This window comes from Paenibacillus sp. FSL L8-0158 (genome assembly GCF_038592965.1).
Classification (GTDB): domain Bacteria; phylum Bacillota; class Bacilli; order Paenibacillales; family Paenibacillaceae; genus Paenibacillus; species Paenibacillus polymyxa_D.
The window spans coordinates 5242584-5266568 of the sequence record NZ_CP151949.1; the positions used below are offsets into that span (position 1 = coordinate 5242584).

General features: G+C 45.9%; 16 protein-coding genes. 2 read left to right on the forward strand and 14 right to left on the reverse strand.

All coding sequences use genetic code 11. The features are described from left to right. Positions 1 to 44 precede the first annotated feature (44 nt). From NSQ68_RS23205 to argC, 6 genes are all read right to left on the reverse strand, one after another. On the reverse strand, positions 45 to 1280 hold the full coding sequence (locus NSQ68_RS23205) for an argininosuccinate synthase (protein ID WP_029514561.1): 1236 nt from the start codon (positions 1278 to 1280) through the stop codon (positions 45 to 47). Between the two features lie 63 nt (positions 1281 to 1343). Then, entirely contained in the window at positions 1344 to 2300 is a 957-nt protein-coding gene (gene argF / locus NSQ68_RS23210; protein ID WP_342427295.1) for an ornithine carbamoyltransferase, read from the reverse strand. Positions 2301 to 2348: 48 nt separating this feature from the next. After that, entirely contained in the window at positions 2349 to 3611 is a 1263-nt protein-coding gene (locus tag NSQ68_RS23215; protein ID WP_342427296.1) for an acetylornithine transaminase, read from the reverse strand. 53 nt (positions 3612 to 3664) lie between these two features. Then, the gene (argB, locus tag NSQ68_RS23220; RefSeq protein ID WP_342427297.1) at positions 3665 to 4504 is read right to left on the reverse strand and encodes an acetylglutamate kinase; all 840 of its coding nucleotides are present in this window, start codon (positions 4502 to 4504) and stop codon (positions 3665 to 3667) included. Positions 4505 to 4623: 119 nt separating this feature from the next. Further along, positions 4624 to 5850, reverse strand: coding sequence for a bifunctional glutamate N-acetyltransferase/amino-acid acetyltransferase ArgJ (gene argJ, locus NSQ68_RS23225; RefSeq protein WP_342427298.1), 1227 nt, complete (start codon positions 5848 to 5850; stop codon positions 4624 to 4626). 106 nt (positions 5851 to 5956) lie between these two features. Further along, positions 5957 to 7006, reverse strand: a complete 1050-nt coding sequence (gene argC, locus NSQ68_RS23230; RefSeq protein ID WP_342427299.1) for an N-acetyl-gamma-glutamyl-phosphate reductase — start codon at positions 7004 to 7006, stop codon at positions 5957 to 5959. 417 nt (positions 7007 to 7423) lie between these two features. Between argC and NSQ68_RS23235 the strand changes: the two genes are divergently transcribed. Beyond that, positions 7424 to 8344: an SMP-30/gluconolactonase/LRE family protein gene (locus NSQ68_RS23235; RefSeq protein WP_342427300.1), complete on the forward strand. Its 921-nt coding sequence runs from the start codon at positions 7424 to 7426 to the stop codon at positions 8342 to 8344. A gap of 93 nt (positions 8345 to 8437) precedes the next feature. Here NSQ68_RS23235 and NSQ68_RS23240 read toward each other — a convergent pair whose 3' ends face one another. The 4 genes from NSQ68_RS23240 to raiA form a co-directional block, all read right to left on the reverse strand. Beyond that, positions 8438 to 9337: a YitT family protein gene (locus NSQ68_RS23240; protein ID WP_307351703.1), complete on the reverse strand. Its 900-nt coding sequence runs from the start codon at positions 9335 to 9337 to the stop codon at positions 8438 to 8440. Between the two features lie 97 nt (positions 9338 to 9434). Continuing rightward, positions 9435 to 10548, reverse strand: a protein-coding gene (gene prfB / locus NSQ68_RS23245) for a peptide chain release factor 2 (protein ID WP_342427301.1) whose coding sequence is annotated in 2 segments (ribosomal slippage) — positions 9435 to 10475 and positions 10477 to 10548 — 1113 coding nt in all. Because the reading frame shifts where the segments join, the coding sequence is not laid out codon by codon here. A gap of 516 nt (positions 10549 to 11064) precedes the next feature. Continuing rightward, positions 11065 to 13515: a preprotein translocase subunit SecA gene (gene secA / locus NSQ68_RS23250; protein ID WP_029514570.1), complete on the reverse strand. Its 2451-nt coding sequence runs from the start codon at positions 13513 to 13515 to the stop codon at positions 11065 to 11067. Positions 13516 to 13928: 413 nt separating this feature from the next. After that, complete coding sequence (gene raiA / locus NSQ68_RS23255; RefSeq protein ID WP_029514571.1) at positions 13929 to 14483, reverse strand: ribosome-associated translation inhibitor RaiA; 555 nt, start codon at positions 14481 to 14483, stop codon at positions 13929 to 13931. Positions 14484 to 14810: 327 nt separating this feature from the next. On the opposite strand from raiA, the gene NSQ68_RS23260 reads away from it, so the two are divergent. Further along, positions 14811 to 19487 carry a hypothetical protein gene (locus NSQ68_RS23260; RefSeq protein ID WP_342427302.1) on the forward strand — a complete coding sequence of 1559 codons (4677 nt, stop codon included), beginning with the start codon at positions 14811 to 14813 and terminating at the stop codon, positions 19485 to 19487. Between the two features lie 158 nt (positions 19488 to 19645). Here NSQ68_RS23260 and NSQ68_RS23265 read toward each other — a convergent pair whose 3' ends face one another. The 4 genes from NSQ68_RS23265 to NSQ68_RS23280 form a co-directional block, all read right to left on the reverse strand. Next, positions 19646 to 19843 (reverse strand): cold shock domain-containing protein, encoded by a 198-nt coding sequence (locus NSQ68_RS23265; RefSeq protein ID WP_013312263.1) that lies wholly within the window; start codon positions 19841 to 19843, stop codon positions 19646 to 19648. A gap of 696 nt (positions 19844 to 20539) precedes the next feature. Then, positions 20540 to 21082: a CatB-related O-acetyltransferase gene (locus tag NSQ68_RS23270; protein ID WP_342429153.1), complete on the reverse strand. Its 543-nt coding sequence runs from the start codon at positions 21080 to 21082 to the stop codon at positions 20540 to 20542. 60 nt (positions 21083 to 21142) lie between these two features. Beyond that, positions 21143 to 22213: a glycosyltransferase gene (locus NSQ68_RS23275; protein WP_342427303.1), complete on the reverse strand. Its 1071-nt coding sequence runs from the start codon at positions 22211 to 22213 to the stop codon at positions 21143 to 21145. 25 nt (positions 22214 to 22238) lie between these two features. Continuing rightward, positions 22239 to 23966, reverse strand: coding sequence for a glycosyltransferase (locus NSQ68_RS23280; RefSeq protein ID WP_342427304.1), 1728 nt, complete (start codon positions 23964 to 23966; stop codon positions 22239 to 22241). Positions 23967 to 23985: the final 19 nt, after the last annotated feature.

Sequence of the window (23985 nt, forward strand, 5' to 3'; positions counted from 1 at the left end):
GGACAAGAACGGCCCGCATCCCGTACATTTTTTAGGTTACATCATTATTTATGATTTTGTGTTACACCCGCGTTGACCTTCAAACGCAGAGCATTCAAGCGGATAAAACCTGTTGCATCGCCTTGATCGTAGGCTTGTGTCGGATCGGCTTCCATGGTCGCAATGTCCGGGTTGTACAAGCTAACCGGACTTTTAACGCCTGCGCCGATAATGTTGCCTTTGTACAGCTTCACGCGCACGGTACCACTGACATTTTTCTGACTCTCATGAACCAGAGCCTGCAAAGCGACACGTTCCGGTGCGAACCAGAAACCGTTGTAAACCAAGGTAGCATAACGGGTAATCAGACTATCACGCAGATTCATAACCTCGCGATCCATCGTGATAGATTCCATTTTACGGTGAGCTGTGAACAGGATCGTACCGCCCGGCGTCTCATAGACTCCCCGACTTTTCATACCAACAAAACGGTTCTCCACCATATCCACACGTCCGATACCATGCTTGCCGCCGAGCTCATTCAGTTTTTCCATCACTTGCAGCGGATTAAGCTGTTCGCCGTTCAAAGCGACGCAGTTACCTGCTTCAAATTCCAACTCCAAATATTCGGCTTCATCAGGAGCGTCCTCAGGCGCGTTGCTGAGCAAGAACATTCCTTTATTTTCAGGAGTACTTGGATCAAACCAAGGGTCCTCCAGCACGCCGCTTTCATAGCTGATATGCAGCAGATTACGGTCCATGGAGTATGGCTTGGCTGCAGAAGCAGTTACCGGAATGTCGTGTTTTTCCGCATAAGCAATCATTTCTGCACGGCCCGGGAACTGATTGCGGAACTCTTCCAGCCGCCAAGGTGCGATCACCTTGATATCCGGCGTCAACGCCGCCGCGTTCAGCTCGAAGCGTACCTGATCGTTACCTTTGCCTGTTGCCCCGTGAGCAATGGCTGTTGCTCCCTCGGCAATCGCAATATCGACCATCCGCTTAGCGATTAATGGACGTGCAATACTCGTTCCGAGCAAATATTGTCCTTCATATAAAGCGCCCGCCTGAAACATCGGATAGATAAAGTCCTTGGCGAATTCATCACGCAGATCATCAATGTACACTTTGGAAGCTCCCGTAGCGAGTGCTTTTTCCTCCAAACCGTCCAGTTCTTCTTTTTGACCAATATCTGCGGTGAAAGCAATGATTTCAGCATCATAAGTTTCTTTGAGCCATTTCAGAATAACCGACGTATCCAGACCGCCGGAATATGCGAGTACGATTTTTTCTTTTGCCATTGTTAAAGTCCTCCCCGAATGCTTCTAGCCCTTATCTTCTTTACCTATCAATACCTATCAATTTTATGCCATTAAAGCAACTAACAGCGCTTTTTGCGCATGCAGACGATTCTCCGCTTCATCAAAGATGACCGAATTCGGACCATCGATTACGCCTGCGCTCACTTCTTCCCCACGATGCGCAGGGAGACAATGCAGGAATAAATAATCCGGCTTTGCCAGCTTGACCAGCTCTTCATTCACCTGAAAGTCGGCAAAAGCAAGCTCCCGCTCCTTCTGCTCTTCCTCAAATCCCATGCTCGCCCACACATCTGTGTAGATCGCATCCGCATCTTGCACCGCTTCCTGCGGACTTTGGGTTATAACAATCTCACTACCTGTCTGTTTGGCAATTTCACGGGAAGCTGCGACCACACTCGGGTCAGGCTCGTATCCAGCTGGACTTGCAATGGACACATGCACTCCAAGCTTCGCTCCCCCAATCAAGAGAGAATGAGCCATATTGTTACCGTCTCCGATGTAAGCCAATTTGAGCCCTTTTAGCTTACCCTTTTGCTCATACAAGGTTTGATAATCAGCTAGCACTTGGCACGGATGCGCCAAATCACTCAATCCATTGATCACAGGAATGGACGCATAACGTGCCAACTCTACAACATTATCGTGTCCAAAGGTACGAATCATAATGCCATCCAGATAACGTGACATGACTTGAGCCATGTCGCTGATCGGTTCGCCGCGTCCCAGTTGAATGTCATTTTTGCTGAGGAAAAGGGCATGCCCGCCCAATTGATACATACCGACTTCAAAAGATACCCGTGTACGTGTAGAGGATTTCTCGAAAATCAGTCCGAGCGTTTTCCCTTTTAGCGGCTGATAGGTTTCCCCGTTTTTATGCTTACGCTTAATTTCAACAGCGAGATCAATTAAATACTGGATTTCTTCTGGCGAGTAATCGTCCAGCTCCAGGAAGTCCCGTCCTTTCAAATTCATCTGCTGCAGTGCGCCGCCCTGGCTCATGCTATCGTCTCCTTTTACACTCTAGTCTGGGATGATTTGACCTTTACACTAAGCCACATGCTCCCGAATCAATTCAGCAATCCATGTTACAGCCTGATCTATTTCGTTTTTCGTTACATACAAGTTAGGCAACAGGCGAATCACATTCGGTCCTGCTGTAATGAACAGAATGCCCTTCTTCTGTCCTGCCAAAACAAGCTCCGCTACCGGCTCTACACACTCAATGCCGACCATCAAACCTTTTCCACGGATATCCTTTACAAAAGGACTATCTCCAAGCTGCTTTTGCAGGCTATGGAAGAGGTAATCTCCCATCTCAGCTGCACGTTCTGGCAGCTTGTCATCAATAATCGTTTCAATAGTAGCTTGAACCGCTGCCATAGCAAGTGGCGTACCTCCAAAGGTAGAACCATGACTGCCCGCTGTGAACGCTTCACGCAAATATTCTTTGCCTAGCATCGCACCCACAGAGAACCCACTGCCCAGTCCTTTCGCCAATGTAAAGATATCCGGCTCTATACCATAATGCTCAAAGGAAAACAGCTTGCCCGTCCGTCCCATACCTGTTTGCACTTCGTCAATGATCAGCAGCAAACCATGCTCGCGGCACAGCTTTGTGATCACATCTACGAAAGCAGGGTCTACCGGATACATGCCGCCTTCGGCCTGCACCATTTCCAGCATAATTGCCGCCGTATGCTCACTGATGGCTGCTTCAAGCGCCGTCTGATCGTGAAGCGGAACACTTTTGAACCCGGCAGGAAGCGGTAAAAAACCCTCTTTTACTTTGTCCTGACCCGTAGCGGTCAAGGTTGCCAGCGTCCGTCCGTGAAAGGATTGCGTGAACGTAATAATTTCGTAGCGACCGGTCTGCTTTACCTTCTGGTGGTAACGACGCGCCAGCTTAATTGCAGCTTCGTTCGCTTCGGCCCCGCTGTTGCAGAAGAACACGGCATCTGCGCTGCTATGGGCTGTCAGCAAGGCAGCTGCCCGTTCCTGCCCCGGTATATGAAACAGATTGGATACATGCCACAATTCATCGATCTGTTTTTTCAATCGTTCAGCTACTGCTTGAGGCGCATGGCCCAGATTAGTAACGGCGATGCCTGACATGAAATCCAGATAACGCTTGCCCTGATCGTCCCACAGCCAGCTTCCTTGCCCTTTCACCAGTGTAAGCGGGTATCTTGCGTAGTTTGGAAAAAGAGAGCTATTTGTCTGCGTTTTTGCCGACACCTTTTCCGTTTGCACTCCGCTTCCATTCGTACTTGGCATTTCCTCGCTCACCAGCGTATTCGGTTCCTTACTCATTATGTTCACGCTCCTTTATCGTTTGGTTATATAGGTCGAGCTGTATATTGCAATTACTGCATACGCACGATGCGTGTTCCAATCGATTCTCCGCCCAGCACACGACTTAATACCTGCGGTTCGCTACCGTTCACAATGACGACTTCCTTCACTTTGCCGTGGATACAGGCAATAGCCGCTCTCACTTTCGGGATCATACCCCCATAGATTTCACCTGTGCTGATCATATCCTCAATTTCCTGTACGGTGATAGAGTCCAGCACTTTCTTTTCTCCGCCATACTTCTTCAATATGCCTGGTACATCTGTAACGACGATCATCCGACTGACCCCCAGATGAGAGGCTACCGCACCCGCCGCTGTATCCGCATTAATGTTGTAACGCTGACCAGATCGATCAATCCCGATGGGTGCAATAACAGGCATATAGTCCATATCCAGGACACCTGTAATAATCGAGGCTTGAACTGATGTTACCTCTCCGACCCAACCGACCTCAGCAGCATTCGACACAGGCTTGGCTTCGATTAAATAACCATCACTGCCTGACAACCCCAACGCTCGGCCCCCATGCAGCCCTATTCTACGTACAATCTGTTTGTTAATGCTGCCCGCCAGTACCATCTCCACCACATCCAGCACGGGTTCGGTCGTTTTGCGTAATCCATGAATGAACTCTGTTTCGATCCCCAGCTTCGCCAAGTTGTCGGAGATCGCAGGGCCACCGCCATGTACAATGACAGGTTGAAGACCTTCCGACTGCAAACGCGCCAAATCTTCAAAAAAGGAATCAGGTAACGCAGCCAGCGTACTTCCTCCGCATTTCATCACAAAATTACGACGTGCCACTCCCGTATGATTCGCTTGATCCGCGTGTTCCACTGCCGATTGCATATCATCTCTCCTTTTCTCCTCTGCATATCCGTGCAATTTTCAAATGATGCTGGACTTACATCCGCTCTTCGCTTCTATTAACTACTATCCTTAATTTAATCCGTATTTTATTCTGATATCTATGTCCGATAAGCAGCGTTAATCCGCACATAATCATAGGTTAGGTCACAGCCCCATGCTGTAGCGGTTCCGTCCCCGTGATGCAAATCAACAATAATTTGCACCGTATCTCCCCGCAAATAGGCTAGCGCCTTTTCTTCGTCAAAAGCGACCGGACTCGATTGGCTTAGCACAACAATATCACCCAAGCGAATATCTACCGTATCTGGATTAACCGGCTCTCCGGCACGCCCTACGGCCGCAATAATCCGTCCCCAATTCGCATCTGCTCCGAAAACGGCCGACTTGACCAGACTGGACCCAACCACTGTCTTGGCTATCGCTTGAGCGGACGCATCGTTAACCGCTCCGCTTACAGACACCTCTACCAGCTTCGTAGCACCCTCTCCATCGCGAGCAATTGCCTTCGCCAGCTCTCGGCAGATGTAAGTGAACGCCTCGGCAAAAGCGTCCCAATCGGGATGCCCTACGTGCAGCTCACGATTGCCTGCAAGCCCACTTGCCATAGCAATCAGCATATCGTTCGTGCTCGTATCCCCATCCACCGTAATCATATTAAAGCTGGTATCCGTTGCCTGCTTTAATAGTTGATGAAGCGCCTTCTGTCCGATCACTGCATCACAGGTCATAAAAGCGAGCATCGTTGCCATATTCGGATGAATCATGCCCGATCCCTTGGCCGCCCCGGCGATGTGTACGGTCACACCGTCCACTTCAACCGCCACACATGCTTCCTTTTTAACCAAGTCCGTTGTCAGAATGGCTTGGGTAAATTGCTCCGCTCCATCGTTTGCCCCGTTCACACGATCAGGTAAGGAGGATATACCGCTAAGCACACGATCCATTTTCAATTGCTCGCCGATCACGCCCGTCGAAGCGACGGCTACATTGCTCTCAGCAACACCCAGTTCACGAGCCGCAGCCGAACGCATAGCGTAGGCATCCTGCTCTCCTTGCTGTCCCGTGCAAGCATTGGCGTTCCCGCTGTTCACTACTATCGCCTGCAATCGGCCATCTGCCAAGCTCTCGCGGGTCACCTTCAGCGGTGCAGCTTGAAACACATTGGTGGTGTACACCGCAGCAGCTGTCGCTTCTACCTCACAACGAATCGCGCCCATATCGTTGCGGTTCGAATTTTTTAGTCCGCAGTGTAATCCCCCGGCTGTAAAGCCACGCGGAGTTACGATGTTACCCCCGTTTACTACTGTAAACTCTACTTTGCCCATAATTATGTGCCCTCGTTCGCAACATATTCGATGAATGACAGCTGTTTGTAATTCCAAATTCCCGCTCGCTGCCGTTATCCGTATCCATGTTGCAGTTACTTGCTACTTACGGATATACCGGTATGAAGCCTAGCCCGAGGTTCTCCTCCCATCCCATCATCAAATTTAAATTCTGAATCGCCTGCCCAGCGGCACCCTTCACAACATTATCAATGACAGAAATAATCGTAAGACGCCCAGTTCGGGCATCTGCTGCAAAACCGATGTCACAGTAATTCGAACCCATTACTTCCTTCGTTGCTGGCCATATACCTTCGCCACGTACACGGACAAAAGGATGGTCTTTATAATAATCTTGGTATAACCCGATAAGATCCTGATCTGTATAGTCGCCCTTCAGCGTGACATAAATCGTACTCATAATTCCTCGGGTCATGGGAACAAGTTGTGTTGTAAACGTAATCGTAACGTCCTCGCCCGCAACATCGCCCAGCACCTGTTCGATCTCAGGGATATGCTGGTGCTTATTCACCTTATAAGCCTTAAAATTCTCGTTCATTTCCGCATAGTGCGAAACGAGGCTTGTTCCCCTACCCGAGCCGGATACACCGGATTTGGCATCCACAATCAGCGACCGATGGTCGATCCAATCTGCTTTCAGCGCAGGAATAATTCCCAGCAATGTTGCGGTCGGATAACAGCCTGGATTTGAAATAAAAGAAACACCCGCCAGCTTTTCTGCATACACCTCACTAAGTCCGTATACTGCTTGCTTGAGATATTCGGGGGAAGCCGCAGGTTTTTTATACCATGCTTCATACGTTTCCCCGCTTCGAAGCCTGAAGTCCCCGGAAAGGTCAATGACCTTCAGTCCGGCATCAAGAAGCTGCGGCACTAACTTGGTACTAACGCCCGATGGCGTAGCAGTGAAAACCAGATCGGCCTTAGCAGCAATTTCGTGGACTTCGACACCGTCCAAATCCTGCACCACAATATCCGTCAGATGTGGAAATCCGTCACTGATTGGGACACCCGCGCTGGACGAAGAAATAACAGATACAATCTCTACTTGCGGATGATGAACCAAAAAACGAATCAGCTCCACCCCGCCATACCCGGTGGAACCGACAATTGCCACTTTTAACTTGCTGCTCACAGACCTTCCTCCATTCCGTTCGTATGAAATATGTATTATTATACGACTCTATTTATATAAATACAACACCTCATGTCATGTTATTCCCCCTAATTTAAAATATGCACTCTTGTCTATTCTTTTGACGGACAAGCTGTACGAGCTATAATAAAGGAAATAAAAAATAGACAGCGAACTTCTTGAATACAGCTTTCCATTTTGCATAAAGAATAAGGGGGATATTCCCTTTAAATTATCTCACTTATTGGAGTTCATCTCGATTGGTCATTTGCTGCACTTTATGGACTTGTTGAACATGAAGGGAGTACATGTAGCACTACATACAAGAGGAAATCACATGGGCTGCATCTAGTGAATCTGCTCAGAGGAACCGCTGAAGCGGATAATTGGGGTCGAAAATAAACCTATACGTTAGGGGTGTTACACATCGAAACATATACAGCGAATATCGTTATAGATGCAAAAGCAAAATTAGGCGAAGGCCCTAGTTGGGATCACCAGTCTCAACGTTTATTTTGGGTCGATATTAAAGGCTTTCAATTGCATATCTACGATCCTTTTACATGCACAGATCGTACAATAAATGTTGGTGAACATATTGGTGCAGTTGTACCTTATCTCAAAAATAAAGTGATCGTAGCGCTGATTAGCGGTCTATATTGTTTGGATATTGAGACAGGGGCCAAAGTATTAATTCATGATCCTGAGGAAGGTAGACTAGGTAATCGTTTTAATGATGGAAAATGCGATCCTGCCGGACGTTTTTTAGCAGGAACCATGAGTCTAAATGGCGAACATGCTCAAGGAGCATTGTATAGTCTGAGTACAAAAGGCGATGTCTCCTTACTGGTTGATAAAGCTTCCACATCTAATGGATTAGCCTGGAGCGCAGATCATCGTACAATGTATTACATTGATACTCCAACATTGAAGATCGTCTCCTTCGATTACGATGTGGTACAAGGCACTATTAGGAATAAGCAACTGGTGGCTAGATTGGATGAAAGTGAAGGGTATCCAGATGGCATGACCATCGATGCAGAGGACATGTTGTGGGTCGCGAGATGGGGTGGTAAACGTGTCTCCCGTATCCATCCTGCTCATGGAGAAGTGATTGCTGAGGTGTCGCTTCCCGTCAATTGTGTGACTTCGTGCGCTTTTGGCGGTGAACAACTGGATGAGTTATATATTACAACTGCTCAAGATGACGACAGTGCCGATCAACCATTAGCAGGCGGCCTATTTATGGTCAAAACAGGGGTGAAAGGAACGCCAACCTCGTATTTTAATCAAGGACAACCTGCAAATTGGCTTGAACGATTAGTAAAAAGAAACTAGCAAAGCCATTCTGAAGAGAGAAGAGCCTACTATATTAGTGGGCTCTCCTGCATTGATTCAGTTAAGAGCATGCCTCAGACAGGCCCCTTTGTTTCAGCTTTCCTTCTTAAACCCTTCACCCAATACCTCACGAGTATTACTAATAATCACAAAAGCCTCCGGGTCTACCAAACGGACGAGCGTCTTAAGGCGAGTTACCTCGTTTTGTCCAACTACAACCATAAGCACAGGACGTTCTTCGTTCGTGTAACCGCCCCGTCCCGCCAGTTCTGTCAATCCCCGGTCCAGATCCTGCAAAATAGCCTGCGTGATCGTTTCTTTCTGATTCGATATGATGTAAGCCACTTTGGAGTAGCTCAGTCCCATTTCCACGGCATCAATGACCTTGCCCGTTACAAACAAGCCGATCAACGCATACAGCGCCCGTTCCGGCGAGAGGGCGAAACCAGCCAGTGTAATCACTGTGCCATCCATCAACATGACACAGAGAGAAAGGCTAAAACCCGTATATTTTTGAATAATCTGCGCCAAAATAGCCAGTCCACCCGTCGAGCCCCTGCCCCGAAACACGGTACCCAAACCCAACCCTACTCCGATTCCACCATATAGCGAAGCCAGCAACGGATTTGTTGTCGGAACTGCCCAGTCCTTCGTCACATAAACGAATAGTGGCAGCATAATACTTCCCAACAGAGAACGCAAACCGTATTTTTTCCCTAACAGCAGGACCCCTGCTATAAATAACGGAATATTCATTCCCCACTGCGTATAAGCTGGTTCCAGGCCAAACAGCTCCTCGCCCAAGATAGACAAGCCCGATACCCCCCCGGATGCAATCCGGTTTGGGAGTAAGAACATGTTAAAGGTCAGCGCTGTAATGAAAGAGCCGAGTATAATCAGCAAAATATCGGTCACGTTGCGTGCTGGTCCGCTAGCGGCAATCAGAGGCTTGCGTCGTCTTCGGCGAGCAGCGGGAGGATTCAATTGAGGCATCATTCGTGTTCTCCTTTAGTTAAAAAATACCGTTACACAAAAATTCCTACAGTCTGCAGGCACATGGTCTGCGGACTGTAGGAAAACGTACAGGCTATTATTCTGCGTCCAGCTTAATTTGGCTGCGCAGGTAACCATCGATGAACGGATCGAGATCGCCATCCATGACAGCTCCTACGTTGCCAGTTTCCACGCTAGTACGGTGATCCTTAACCATGCTGTATGGATGGAACACGTAGGAGCGAATTTGGCTGCCCCATGCAATATCGGACTGTTCTCCGCGGATTTCGTCCAAATGCTGACGCTGCTCTTCGATCTTACGCTCGTAGAGCTTGGAACGGAGCATCGTCATGGCACGCTCTCGGTTCTTGATCTGGGAACGTTCATTCTGACAGGTCACGACAATACCGGAAGGTAAATGCGTAATCCGAACGGCTGAATCGGTCGTATTAATATGCTGACCGCCCGCACCACTGGCCCGGTACGTATCAATTTTAAGATCTTCCGTGCGGATCTCAACGTCCACATCATCCGCAATTTCCGGCACCACATCACAGGATACGAACGATGTATGTCGACGGCCGGAGGAATCAAATGGAGAGATACGAACAAGCCGATGCACGCCTTTCTCTGCTTTCAAATAGCCGTAGGCATTGTAACCTTTGATCAAAAGGGTTACGCTCTTAATCCCTGCTTCATCACCTGCTAGATAATCCAGGGTCTCTACCTTAAAGCCCCGTTTTTCTGCCCAGCGTGTATACATCCGTAGCAACATTTGGCCCCAGTCTTGGGACTCCGTTCCGCCTGCTCCCGGATGCAACTCCAGGATGGCATTAAGTTTGTCATACGGCTGATTCAAAAGCAATTGCAACTCAAACTCCTGAAGCTTGCTCAACAGAGAACTGACACTGTTCTCAATCTCTCCAGCCAGTGTTTCATCGCCTTCCTCATCAGCCAGCTCGGCCATCATGCCAGCGTCTTCGAATTCCTGACGAAGCTGTTCATAGCTGTCTACTGAAGACTTAACAGCGTTCATTTCTGCAATTACACCTTGGGCTTTATCATTATCATCCCAAAAGTCAGGTGCAGCCATCTTTACTTCAAAGTTTGCGATCATTTCCTGTTTGAGATCTAAGTCAAAGAGACCCCCTAAGGTTTGTTAGTTTCTTGCCTATTTCTCGCAAATCATGCTTTACACTTGGATCAATCATGATGTCATTCTCCTTTTAATATATGGTTAGGGGAAGTAAAAGCGTTGTGAGTTACGGCTGGTGGGTAGGCGCTGTGCGAATGATTTGATCTTACGATCGCTGTTGCAGCGAGATGCCCTTGATTGGATTAACACATTCAAAGGTGGGCATCTCACTGCAAAGGCGAACGCTGACGCTTCTTCAGATTCAAATCCTTCACTTCGCTACCGACCGCCGTAAAGTCAAACGACTTATAGATAGTCGGCTCAGGTATGTGAGCCGAGTCAGGAGGTGAATTAACTGACAAGCAAGCTAAGACCCGCTTGCTTGTCATAATTGTTTTCAAAAAATTTAAGAGCAATTAACCATCCATCGATATCAAACCGATCCTCCAACAAAAACACTATAAGCTGAACACATCAGTGTCACCCCTGTATGGCACAAAATGGCCGACGGTCAGTGGTTGAACTGCCGCCTGCCATTATATGCACTGCAGGGAATAGTGTATCTCAAGACCTCTCCCTTAATTTCAATCCGTTATTTTCTACGCGGACGCGAAGGAGCGGATTTCTTTTTAGGAGCAGCTGGTTCACCACTCGTCGAGATTTTGTCTTCGTCGATAACAGCCTGACGCTCTTGATTGGATTCAATTTGTGCTTTCATGATGTATGTCGCTACTTCCTCTTGGATGCTAGCAATCATAGCATGGAACATTTCGAATCCTTCAAATTGATATTCGCGCAGCGGATCGGTACCGCCGTAAGCACGCAAGTGAATACCTTGACGCAATTGATCCATAGCATCAATATGGTCCATCCATTTGCTATCAACCGCACGCAGTACGATAACTTTCTCGAACTCGCGTACCATATCTTCGCCAATCATTTCCTCACGACTGTGGTATCTGTTGGTAACTTTTTCGAAGATCATATCCACAATCTCCTCTTTTTCCTTGCCCCACAGGTCGTCACGCGTAAGTGTATTTTCCTCAAGTAGGTTGTTGTTCACATACTCTGCTACTTCTTCAAGTTCCCAGTTTTCAGGAATGTCATCACCGCAATGAGCTTCCACTACACGCTCAATGACAGGCTTGATCATGTCAAACACAATTTCCTTGATGTTCTCTGATTCCAGCACCTCACGGCGTTGTTTGTAAATAATAGCACGCTGCTGGTTCATTACATCATCATACTGGAGAACGACTTTACGCTGATCAAAGTTGTTGCCTTCGACGCGTTTTTGAGCTGATTCGATAGCACGTGTAATCATACGGCTCTCGATAGGTTGGTCTTCCTCGAAGCCCAAGCGCTCCATCATATTCAGTACGTTGTCCGCACCAAAACGCTTCATTAACTCATCGCCCAGCGATAAGTAAAACTGCGTGGAGCCCGGATCACCCTGACGTCCTGCACGTCCGCGAAGCTGATTATCAATACGACGGGATTCATGACGTTCTGTACCGATGATGTGCAAACCACCGAGTTCTGATACGCCTTCACCCAGTACGATGTCAGTACCACGTCCAGCCATGTTGGTAGCGATGGTAACTGCGCCTGCTTCACCTGCACGGGAAATAATCTCAGCTTCCTCAGCATGATACTTGGCGTTAAGCACTTTGTGACGAACGCCTTTGCGTTTCAGCATTTCAGAAAGAAGCTCCGAGTTTTCAATAGAAACCGTACCTACTAATATCGGCTGGTTCTTTTTGTTACGCTCCAGAATTTCATCTACCACGGCATGGAATTTGCCTTTCACGCTCTTGTACACTATGTCAGGCATATCTACACGCTGGTTAGGCTTATTCGTCGGAATTTGGAGCACTTCCAGACCATATATTTTTTTGAATTCTTCTTCTTCTGTTTTAGCTGTACCCGTCATACCCGCCAATTTGCGGTACATACGGAAATAGTTTTGGAATGTAATTGTCGCCAGTGTCATGCTTTCATTTTGTACAATGATGTTTTCCTTCGCTTCAATAGCTTGGTGCAAACCATCACTGTAACGACGTCCAGCCATCAGACGACCTGTAAACTCATCGACAATCAGGACTTCACCGTCAGCCACGACATAGTCCACATCCAATCGCATAATAGCATTAGCTTTCAATGCCTGTACAATGTGGTGATTGATTGTAACACTTTCCTGATCGTACAAGTTTTCAAGACCAAAGAAATTTTCAGCTTTGGATACGCCGTTTTCGGTCAAAGCAACCGACTTCACCTTAATATCCAGAGTGTAATCTTCTTCAACATTCAGGCTCTTCACAAAGCGGTCAGCCGCGAAATACAACTCTGTCGATTTCTGAGCTTGTCCTGAAATAATCAATGGTGTACGAGCTTCATCGACGAGAATGGAATCGACTTCATCAATGATACAGAAGAACAACGGACGTTGTACCATCTGCTCTTTGTAAAGCACCATGTTATCGCGCAGATAATCGAACCCAAACTCGTTGTTTGTACCGTATGTGATGTCACAAGCATATGCTGCCTGCTTGGCGGCATGATCCATGTTGGCCAAATTAAGCCCTACGGACATTCCTAGGAAGTTATAAATCTGTCCCATTTCTCCGCTGTCACGTTGCGCCAAATAGTCATTGACCGTAACCACGTGCACGCCTTTGCCCAACAGAGCATTCAAATAAACCGGCAGTGTTCCTACCAGTGTTTTACCTTCACCGGTTTTCATTTCGGCAATTTTACCTTCATGCAGCGCAATACCACCGAGCATCTGTACGTCATAATGACGTTTACCCAGTACCCGTTTGGACGCTTCGCGAACAGTAGCAAAAGCTTCCGGCAAAATTTCTTCAGCCGTAGTCCCTTGTTCGACCCGAGCTTTAAATTCCGCCGTCTTCGCCTGCAACTCCTCATCCGAGAGCTTTTCAAAATCTGGCTCTATCTTATTGATCAGTTCAACCGTCTTCATTAAACGCTTGACATCACGTTCATTGGTATCTCCGAAGATTTTCTTAACAATTCCTAGCATGGTTTACCCCTTTCGCGCAAAACAATTAATAGAATCAATTTCACAATAAGAAAGGGTCCATGATGAAATTGATTCCCGATATGTTTGACAGGCCCGGCTGTACCAGCCCATCGTGCGATGTTCTTTGCATAAATTGTAACAGTTTGTAGGACATGCCGCAACACAAGCAGCCTCCAGATTTGCATCCGGTTAAAGATACCAAAACAATTGACGCACGAAATACACAACTCGATTACACTTATCCAAAGTTGAAATTTCCTTACTTTTACAAAAAAACATATAAAAGAGCCCTATCCCGCCAGGTTCGCAAGGATAAGGCTCGTGTTGTTTTCATTTTCCTAATATCCATGAAGCATGCTTCAATCGAAATCGTTCTATTCATTTTAAAATGTGAAAAGTTCCTACTTCACAGGCTATTGCCGTTCGATCAGACCGTATTTACCATCATTGCGCTTGTAAACTACGTTAACTTCTTCGTTGTCAATATTGGAAAACACAAAGAAATTATGTCCAACCATGTTCATTTGAAGAATAGCTTCTTCCACATCCATAGGTTTCAATAAGAAACGCTTGGTGCGGACAACTTCCAGCTCATCCAGTTCTGCATCTTCAGCAACAGCCACGCCACCAGCCGGATCTTCCACAAAAAGGGTTTTCAAACTGCCTTCCTGACGGAATTTTCGGTTTAGCTTGGTTTTGTGCTTGCGAATTTGCCGTTCAAGCTTGTCAACCACGGCATCAATGGATGCATACATGTCATCGCTCTCGTCTTCGGCACGGAGTACAAGCCCCGGCAAAGGAATGGTTACTTCTACAGTGTGCAAATCTCTGGTTGTGCTTAACGTTACACTTCCATCAGACGTCGGGGGTGCATCGAAATACTTTTCAAGTCTGCTGAATTTCTTATCAACGTAGTCCTTCAAAGCGTCGGTAACCTCGATCTGTTGACCTCGTACTGTTAAGTTCATAGGGCACGCCTCCTTTGCCCCTTCAGTATAGCACATATGTTAACGCCAAGTAAAAAAAGAGACCAACATTTCGAAGCTATTTTACAAAATTCCTCTTTTTTCGCTAAAACGCTTCCCATAACGTCATTCTTTGAAAACAGGTATGTTTAAAACCGACTTGCATACATATGTGAATAATGAGTGCATATACGCATATTGCTCCGCTGACGTCATGACAAACCTGGTTCAGATCCAAGTGTTGGGATCCCATTAGGTATCATAGGTGCAACTACGACCGTCACTCTGACCTTTCAGACAGTCATTACCTCACTGCCCGCATCAGGTACATTGGTCAATCAGGCGACCGCAGCTTACAGCTATCAACCACCAGATGGTCGTGTTCTGACTGGAAGTGCAGTATCTCCGTCCGTGACCGTCTCGGTCTCTTCGCCAGATGTGGACGTTATCAAAACAGCCTCCGCTACTGATGCCGTAGTCGGAGATACCATTACGTATACTGTGGTCGCTACGAATAACGGAATCAGTCAAGTCGTCAATGCCGTTGTATCTGATCCACTGCCGCCCGGCACCAGCTTTGTTCCTGGCAGTGTAACCGTGAATGGCACATCTGTACCTACTGCATCACCAAGCTCAGGTATCCCTGTAGGCACCATCCTAGTAGGTGGTTCGGCAGCAGTTACATTTCAGGTCTCCGTCGTCAGTCTGCCTCAGCCGCCGCAAATAACCAATCAAGCAACCGTCAGCTTTACTTCGGGCGCGTTGACCTCGTCTTCGCAATCCGATCCGGTGACCTTGCCTGTTTATCAGCCAATCATCGGCCTGACCAAAACCGTCAATACCGTCAACACACAGATCGGATCAACATTGGTCTATACCCTGACGCTCACCAATACCGGAAATATTGCCGTTATACCCGTGCTGTCGGATAATATCCCTGCCGGCTCCGAACTACTGCCTAACAGCGTCGTTGTTAACGGCATCCTTGTGCCGGGAGCTTCGCCAGTTACAGGCATAACGCTCGGATCACTGGCCCCTTCAGGCAGTATTACAGTGAGCTTCCAAACCATCGTCTCGTCTCTGCCAGCTCCGCCTATATTAACCGATCAAGGGCAAGCGAATTTTACGTACTCACCACCAGATGGTAGGGTGCTGAGTGGTTCTGTCACATCCAATACAGTCAATGTTGCTGTGTCTGCACCTAATATTCAGGTGACGAAAACATCCAGTCTGGCAGCTGCTGTAGTCGGAGATACGATTAGATATACACTGAGCATCACGAATAACGGTGTGGATTCAGTCACAGATACTGTTGTAACCGACACAATTCCTGCAGGTACCTCCTTCGTTCCGGGCAGTGTCCTCATCGACGGAGTAGCCTTCCCTAATGCCTCTCCGGTTGCTGGAATTGCCATTGGAAACGTCGCACATGGAAATACATTCGTCGTCAGTTTCCAAACGACTGTCCAGTCTTTGCCGCAGCCACCCCTGCTCACAGATATTGCAGCCGTCACGTTTACTAGCGGAACGTTCACTGGCACTGCCTTTTCCGATCCACTCATCGTACCTGTGTTCCAACCGTTAATTGCAATTACTAAAGCATCTAGCACTCTTAACGCCTCCGTCGGCGATACACTGACCTACACGATTACGGCCGTGAATAGCGGCAATATTGCAGCAGCGCTTACCATCAGCGATAACATCCCGGCCGGATCGACTTTCCTTGCCAATAGTGTCAGCATTGCTGGCAGTCCGCAACCTGGATTGTCCATCGAAACTGGCGTTCCCGTTGGATCCGTGCTGCCAGGCGGAACGGTATCCGTAACATTCCAGACCATTATCAATACTCTGCCTAATCCACAGGTGTTGGTCGATCAGGCATCTGGCTCATTCACTTTCCAACCTCCAGATGGCAGGACTGTATCTGGATCTGCGGTATCTAATTCAGTTAGTATCTCTGTATCCTCACCAGACGTTAGCATCGTCAAAGGAACGGCGGCTACCGACGCCATTATTGGCGATATCATCACCTACACACTGGCTGTCTCCAACAATGGGATCAGTACAGCCAATAATATAGTGGTTTCAGATATGATTGCGGCGGGAAGCTCCTTTGTGAATGGCAGTGTTACCATAAACGGAACTTCCTTCCCTGATGGAAACCCTGGCTTTGGCATTGCCATCGGTAGCCTCGCTCCAGGAGCCGTTGCTACCGTTACGTTCCAGGTTCGAGTCGACTTCTTGCCAACACCGGCACAATTAACTAATCAGGCATCCGTTAGCTTTACCAGCGGGGCATTTACTGGCAGCTCAACATCTAATGTAATAACCATTCCGGTCTTCCAGCCGATCCTGACAGCAGTCAAAACAAGCAATACTAATAATGCCACCGTCGGAGACATCATCACTTACACGATTGTCGTATCCAACACGGGTAACATTGCAGCCCCCGGTGCAAGCCCGGTTTCCGGCATCCCAACTCCAGCCATACCACCAGGACAATCGGCAACCGTCACTTTCCAAGTGCTGGTATCTTCCATCCCTGCAACCGTACTGCTGGTTGATCAGGCTGAGGTAGACTATCGCTTTAATGCACCAGATGGGCGAGAGGCAGGCGGTTTCCATTTATCCAACATTGTTGAGGTAGCCGTGTCGCCGCTAGACATCACATTAAGTAAAAGCGTAAGCTCACCTTTCGCCACTACTGGCGATACCTTGACGTATGAACTCGTGATCCTCAACGAGGATACGAATACCGTGCAAGATGCTCGTTTGCTGGATAATTTGCCAGAGAACATTGAGTTTATTACAGGTTCAGTTCAGATTAATGGATCTACGGTGGCAGAAAGCGATCCCGGCACCGGCATACCTTTGCCACCGTTAGAAGCGAATACCAAGACTGTCATATCCTTTGATGTCCGTATCACAGCGACAGAACAGCCAGGGCCACGTACGAATCAGGCGCGCTTGTTACTCTCAAATGGTGAAGAAGCGAGTGCCGTTTTGTCCAATGCTGTCACCATTGCCTTACTTCAGCCTGTGGTAAAACTGACGAAAACAGCCAGTACGGAGAACGTACAGCCAGGTCAAAGCATCGCCTATTCCATCGTCACAGAAAATACCGGGAATATCGGTACGTTTGGCTTGTTAACGGACTCATTACCATCGGAGCTTTCTTTTGTTCCCGGCTCTGTTTCGGTTAATGGAATCCCTCAATATGGGGTCAGTCCAGGGCAAGGCATTGCCCTAGGTACCATTGCACCAGGAGAAAAAACGACTACCGTCTTCTCCGCGCTTGTCATTCGTGCCTCCGAGTCTGGGACACTGGTGAATCAAGCTTCGCTGGCTTACTCCTACCATCTGCCGGACGGACGAAGCACAAATCTGGTAACTACTTCACCTTCTGTCTCGGTTAAAGTAGCCCCTACCGCTAAAGGAGCCTTGTCAGCTGTGCTACGCACAACAGTGTCTACTGTCGCATTAGGTGATGCTGTGCCTTATCAGCTGACTCTTGTTAACGATGGAGGCTCGGTCATTACCGATGTAGTATTAGCCGATTACGTACCGAATGGAACCATCATAAACCCGAATAGCTTGAAAATTAACGGTTCTCCACCTGCTTCTAGCAAGCCGGGTGAACCATTATTTATCGGCAGCTTACAGGCGGGACAGACAATTGATGTATCTTACAGCGTGAACGTTCAGTCTCTGCCTCTCGGCGGACGTCTAAACAATAGCGTTCGTCTTCAATATGCTGGCAGTGACGGTGCGAGCGAGGTTACCAGCAACACCGTGACTATAACTGTTTTTGATCCACAGCTTGCCGCAAGTATCTCCACAGGAAATACCGAGGCCATCGCAGGAGAAAGCCTTACTTATACGGTACTGCTCAACAACTTTGGCAACGTAACATCCGAAGTTACACTGCAAAACTTCATTCCTGCCGGGACTCTATTGATTCCTGACAGCATACAGTTGAACGGTCAATTACTATCGGGAGCCGATCCAGCTATCGGTGTTAGCCTTGGGTATGTGGAACCTGGACAGTCGTTGACACTGACTTATCAAGTGACCGTATTAGAGACGCCTCCATCTGGCTACATCGTAAATCAAGCTGCCTTTGCCTACTCGTTTACGTTACCTGGAGGAAGAGTCGTATCAGGGACATTGACTTCGAATACCGTTACCATCCCAGTTGTATTCCCACTGCTCGAATTAGTTAAAAAGGTGAACACCACAGATGCCTCTGTAGGCGACACACTCACCTTCACCATTCAGATTACTAACAAAGGGGGGATCACAGCGCAGCATCCGCTGTTCACAGACCCGTTGCCGCATGGACTCATTTATGTACCCAACAGCCTGACTATCCAAGAAAAAGCACAGCCAGGCGCTAATCCCGCCGCAGGTATCACGCTCCCGGATATTGCACCGGGGGAGACGCTCACCCTTACGCTCCAGGCGCAAATTCGTGAGGCACCAGCAGATGGAACATTCAGCAACCAAGCCACCATCGAATATACCTCACGTCGTAGTGGTGGAGAGACCATCCAGGAAACAACCCAAACCAACACCGTCGACGTGACCGTTATTGCAGCCATCCCTAAACTTACGCTTAGCTCCAGCGCTTTACGTGTCGGCCAAGAAGATACCCTGTCCTTCACCGTCCATGTCGAAAACATCGGTAACACTCCACTGGAAGAGCTTTTGCTCACTGCACCATTTGCAGCCGAAGATTTCATTTTGCTGCGAACGGTCACCGTGAATTCTGTGCCGCTTCCGCATCCTAACCTGCTCCAAGGTATTCCGTTAGGTCGGCTTGACCCAGACCACAAAGCCGTCATCGTCTTTTCTTTCGACATCGAATCTGCGCTCCGTGCGTATCTGATCGCCCAGATCATCCTGCGCTATCAATTCCACTATCCAGACGGAAGCGTAGAGAAACAATCTGCCTCCTCCAATACCATTTTTGTGGAGATGGCTGACTTTGACGGTTCTCTAGAGTAAGTGTTCTATTGTGCTGAGCTCCTTACCACCGGGTAAGGGGCTTTTTTATGTAATTAGAAAACATAAAAAAGCCCTGGAATAAATTCCAGGGCAGTGCTAGCGCGTTATCCATTGCTAACCATCTTACCAATTATGTAGGTCGGCTATGCCGGGGATGATTATAATTTGGTTACGTTAGCGGCTTGTGGTCCACGTGCGCCTTCGACAATGTCGAACTCCACGTCTTGTCCTTCTTCAAGTGTTTTGAAGCCTTCTGTTTGAATTGCGGAAAAATGTACAAATACGTCGCCGCCGTCAGACGTTTCAATGAAACCATAACCTTTTTCTGCGTTAAACCATTTTACTTTACCTTGCATGCACTAACATTCCCTTCGTCATCAAATGAAGTGAAGCTCTCGCCCACATTTCCGACTATACCATCCAAAGTTATCCATTGTCAATTGGAATTGATAATGTTTTCATTCATAGTTATTCCAATTTTACAAAGCAATCTATTTCTTTAGATTGAAATGGTATATTAAGCAAAGAGTTTACTATACAAGTATAGTAAACTCCTTGTAAATGTTTGAAACCCCTAGGGAAAAAACATTGAAATTTTGGTACTTGATCCGTCACGGGAACGTCCGATCGCTTGCTTTACCCCTTTTGCGCCAGATCCTGCTGGTGAATACGCACGATTGTGGCATCAATCATCACACTTTCCTCATCCGAATCGAGTGAAACGTGTTCTAGCCCCTCATCCCAAATCCCCGCTTTCTGCCAGCGTCGAAAGCAAGTGTAAACCGACTTACAGTTGGAAAGTGAATCCGGCAAAGCGCGCCAAGGAGCACCTCAACGAGCCCCCCATAGCATGGCATTGAACATGATTCGATTGTCCTGTCCCCCCGTGACGTCCTCCTTGTGGTTTTCGTTTAGGTGGAAACAAATCTTGGATCGTGTACTCATTCAATATATAGAAAACCATGTATTACCAATTAAAGAGTTTGGAGACATGCCCTAAACAACAAACATTCTATTCAGAATTAGTTTTATTATATTTCGCTCGCGTCCCTCTATATTGTATGCCTTTCTATAAATTCCGAAATATCATTATTTAGCAACAGATCCCAATTAGCTTTAATTTTATAAATAGACCAATCCCACCACGCGATTTTTACTAACTGCTCAATTTCCTCTGGTTTGAATCTATATCGAATTATTCGCGCAGGATTTCCTCCTACAATACTATACGGGGGGACATCCTTAGTAACTATACTTCCAGCACCAATGACAGCACCCACACCAATAGTAACACCTGACAGAATCATCACATTATTCCCGATCCACACATCATCTCCAATGGTGACATTACCTTTAGTTGCAGGGTGCCCTAGTTTATACTGAGCTTCCGTAAATATATCACTAAATGGATAAGTAGTTAACCAATCCACCCTATGCTCTCCCCCAAGCATGATAGTAACATTATCAGCAATAGAGCAGAACTTACCTATTTTAAGGCATTCATTTATTGTATATCTATAGACAATGGGGTTCCCGTAGGTCCAATCCCCTATTTCATAATCAGAATACCTTGGGTTTTGATTTGTAAATACTATACCGTTTTTAATTTGTTCCCAATCCAATGCGCTATCTCCCCATTCTTATTCAAGTACCCTTTAAACTTTTAATTCATATAATCTGATTAAAGAAGGTTCATAGTTGTACACCACTGCTGCTTTGTAATGCTCAATAGCTCTCTGAATGTTACCTGTTAATTCATAAAGAACCCCTAGATTATGATGAGCTGCGAAGCTTCCAGTCCCTCTTACATTTCCTTCTTCGCCCGTATCACCTACATCTAGTGCCTTTTTATATAATTGTTCAATATTAGGAAGAATACTTTGGTATTTTTGAGGATCGCTAATCATTAATTCCAAAAAAAATAGGGCGGAGACAAAATAGAAATCAGAAGAATGCCCCATAAACTTTTCCTCATGATCAAAGACTGTTAAACCTTCCTTAAGGTTCCCGGAAGAGATAATAGCATACATATAGTTGACTATAATACTAGTCGAAATAGTCTCTTTATGATCCATTAACTTATATGCCTTCTTAAGATTATTGAATTCTTTCTCAGCGTCTCCCAAGCCACGATATTCTTTAGCAATTTGATAATAGTAATAAGAAATATCAGGATGCTCTTCAATTGCTTTCTGCAATAATGGAATATTTCTATCATGTTTCTGAGTTTCCATATAACCATCATGCATAATCTCTACATTTAATTTTACTCTGGGTAAATCGGATTGGATTTGTTCGTGAACATTCCCAACATACCGACAGTACGATGGAAATATCCTAGAAATATAACAATGTTCATAATTTAGCCCGTCTTTAGAAGTAAACTTGCTTGTGTGTTTAACCCTTCCAATTTGGGGGCCATCCGCTATAAAAGCGTTAATAATATCCTTACATTCATTGATGATGAACTCATCTGCATCCAAAACCATACACCAGTCTGTTGTAGACTGTTCCAATGCAAAATTGCGAGCATCCGCAAAATTATGATTCCATTGATAATCAAATATTTTCGCTTTATAATCAGCTGCAATTAGTTTGGTACGATCCGTTGAGCCAGTATCTACAATTACTATTTCATCGACATTTTCTACTGCGCTATCCAAACAACGTTTGAGCACTGCTTCCTCATTTTTCACAATCATAACTAGAGAGATTGTAGGTTTCATAAAATTATCCTTATGCCAGTTTTAGCTAAACTAATACTTCCATGAGTTTCTGATACCATGTAAAATCAAGATTCTTAAGCTTGAGCATGTACTCTTCAGATAATTCTTCTTCTCCTATATGATGAAGGAAATAAGCAATATTATATATAACCTCTAAATGAGTCTCATTAAGCGCCAGTGCTTCATCAAATAAAGGAAGGACTTTTGCAATTTCCCCCTGCTCAAAGTGAATGACTCCGATCGTATTCAGAACCTCTACTTTATCCTCTACACTCGATAGGAATTTAACATTTCTTAATATTTCATCATTAGTCTGGGAAGATGTTACTTCAAATATCTCCTGCTTATTAATATGACCATTCTTGATATCAGTCATAATATCTAGAAGCTGATTGTTACAAGCAGAAATAATATATTGGTAAACTTCAAATTGATTTAAGATTTCATTTGGGGCAACTTTAGATAGTCTTTCGATCCCTTTGAGTGCAGTACCATCTCTTGGCAAAGTGACTCCTAAGAAATCCAGATTAACAAACCCGCTATCGATAAACATTTCTTGTATAGATGCTAATGTAAAAAATCTCACATGTGTACGATCCAAAATCCCAGCATCAGCATACTTCCATTTCCCATCCAACAATTCATTTATAACACTATAATGCATTATATTTGGTATGCTTGCCAATATTTTCCCTCCAGGCTTCAACAATCGATGCATATTTTCAAGTGTCTTCCAAGGGTCATATAGATGTTCCAGCACATCCCCAAAAATGATGTAATCAAAACTTTTCTGTGGGTATGGCAGATCTCCGTTCTCTACATTGTATGGAATGACGTCAGCAACTAGAGAAGCTATACTAGCTGAATTTTCGTTAAGCTCTATACCATAGAGCACACTATTTTTAAATTTATTCTTGATTCCGAGCAGAGTTCCTCCACAGGCACATCCAACCTCAAGTACAGTTATTTGAGAAGACGCATCGGCATCAATAAGATTAATAAGGATATCTCGCTTATGTTGCGAATAAATAGGATCAAATCCCCATTTTTCTTCAAATTTTTTAGCATTCTTTTTCAAAAGCTCGTTAAAATAAGCTTTGTTCTCCTTAAATGAAGTACTGCCATAATGATGAATAAATGTATCCTTGCATAGCAATAACTTATAACCATTTTTTCGCATGCGAATGGAATAATCGTCATCTTCATAATTCCCCGGTGAGAACCTTTCATCAAGCAAACCTATTTTCTCAACGACACTTTTTTTGATAAGCATACAAAAACCAACTAACTTTAAACGTTCTTCCCAAGATAACGGATTAGAGATATTGTAATCTTTAGCAAATGAATGCATGTCATCGATATTTTCATATGGAACATCAATTTCTTGAAAATAGGAAGAATTGTTTGTAACACATCCAACTGCCCCAATCTCATCCGAGCTATATAATGCTTTTAAAAGATTTGAAAGCCAGTTCTGAGTCACGATTGTATCGTTATTGAGAAGAAGGATTTCAGTACCAGTAGCGACCTCTATTCCTTGATTGCATCCTTCCGGAAACCCACGGTTTTCCTTATTTAAGATCGTTACAACATCTGTTTGCTGTGCTAACCATTCGGCCGTATCATCCTGAGAAGCATTATCAACTACAATGATTTCATATGCATTCTCATGGGTGTATTTCCGTATACTTTCAATACATTGTTTTGTGTACTCTAGCTTGTTATATGTTAAAATGATTATGCTGGTTTTCATAGTTTACTCCAATACTATT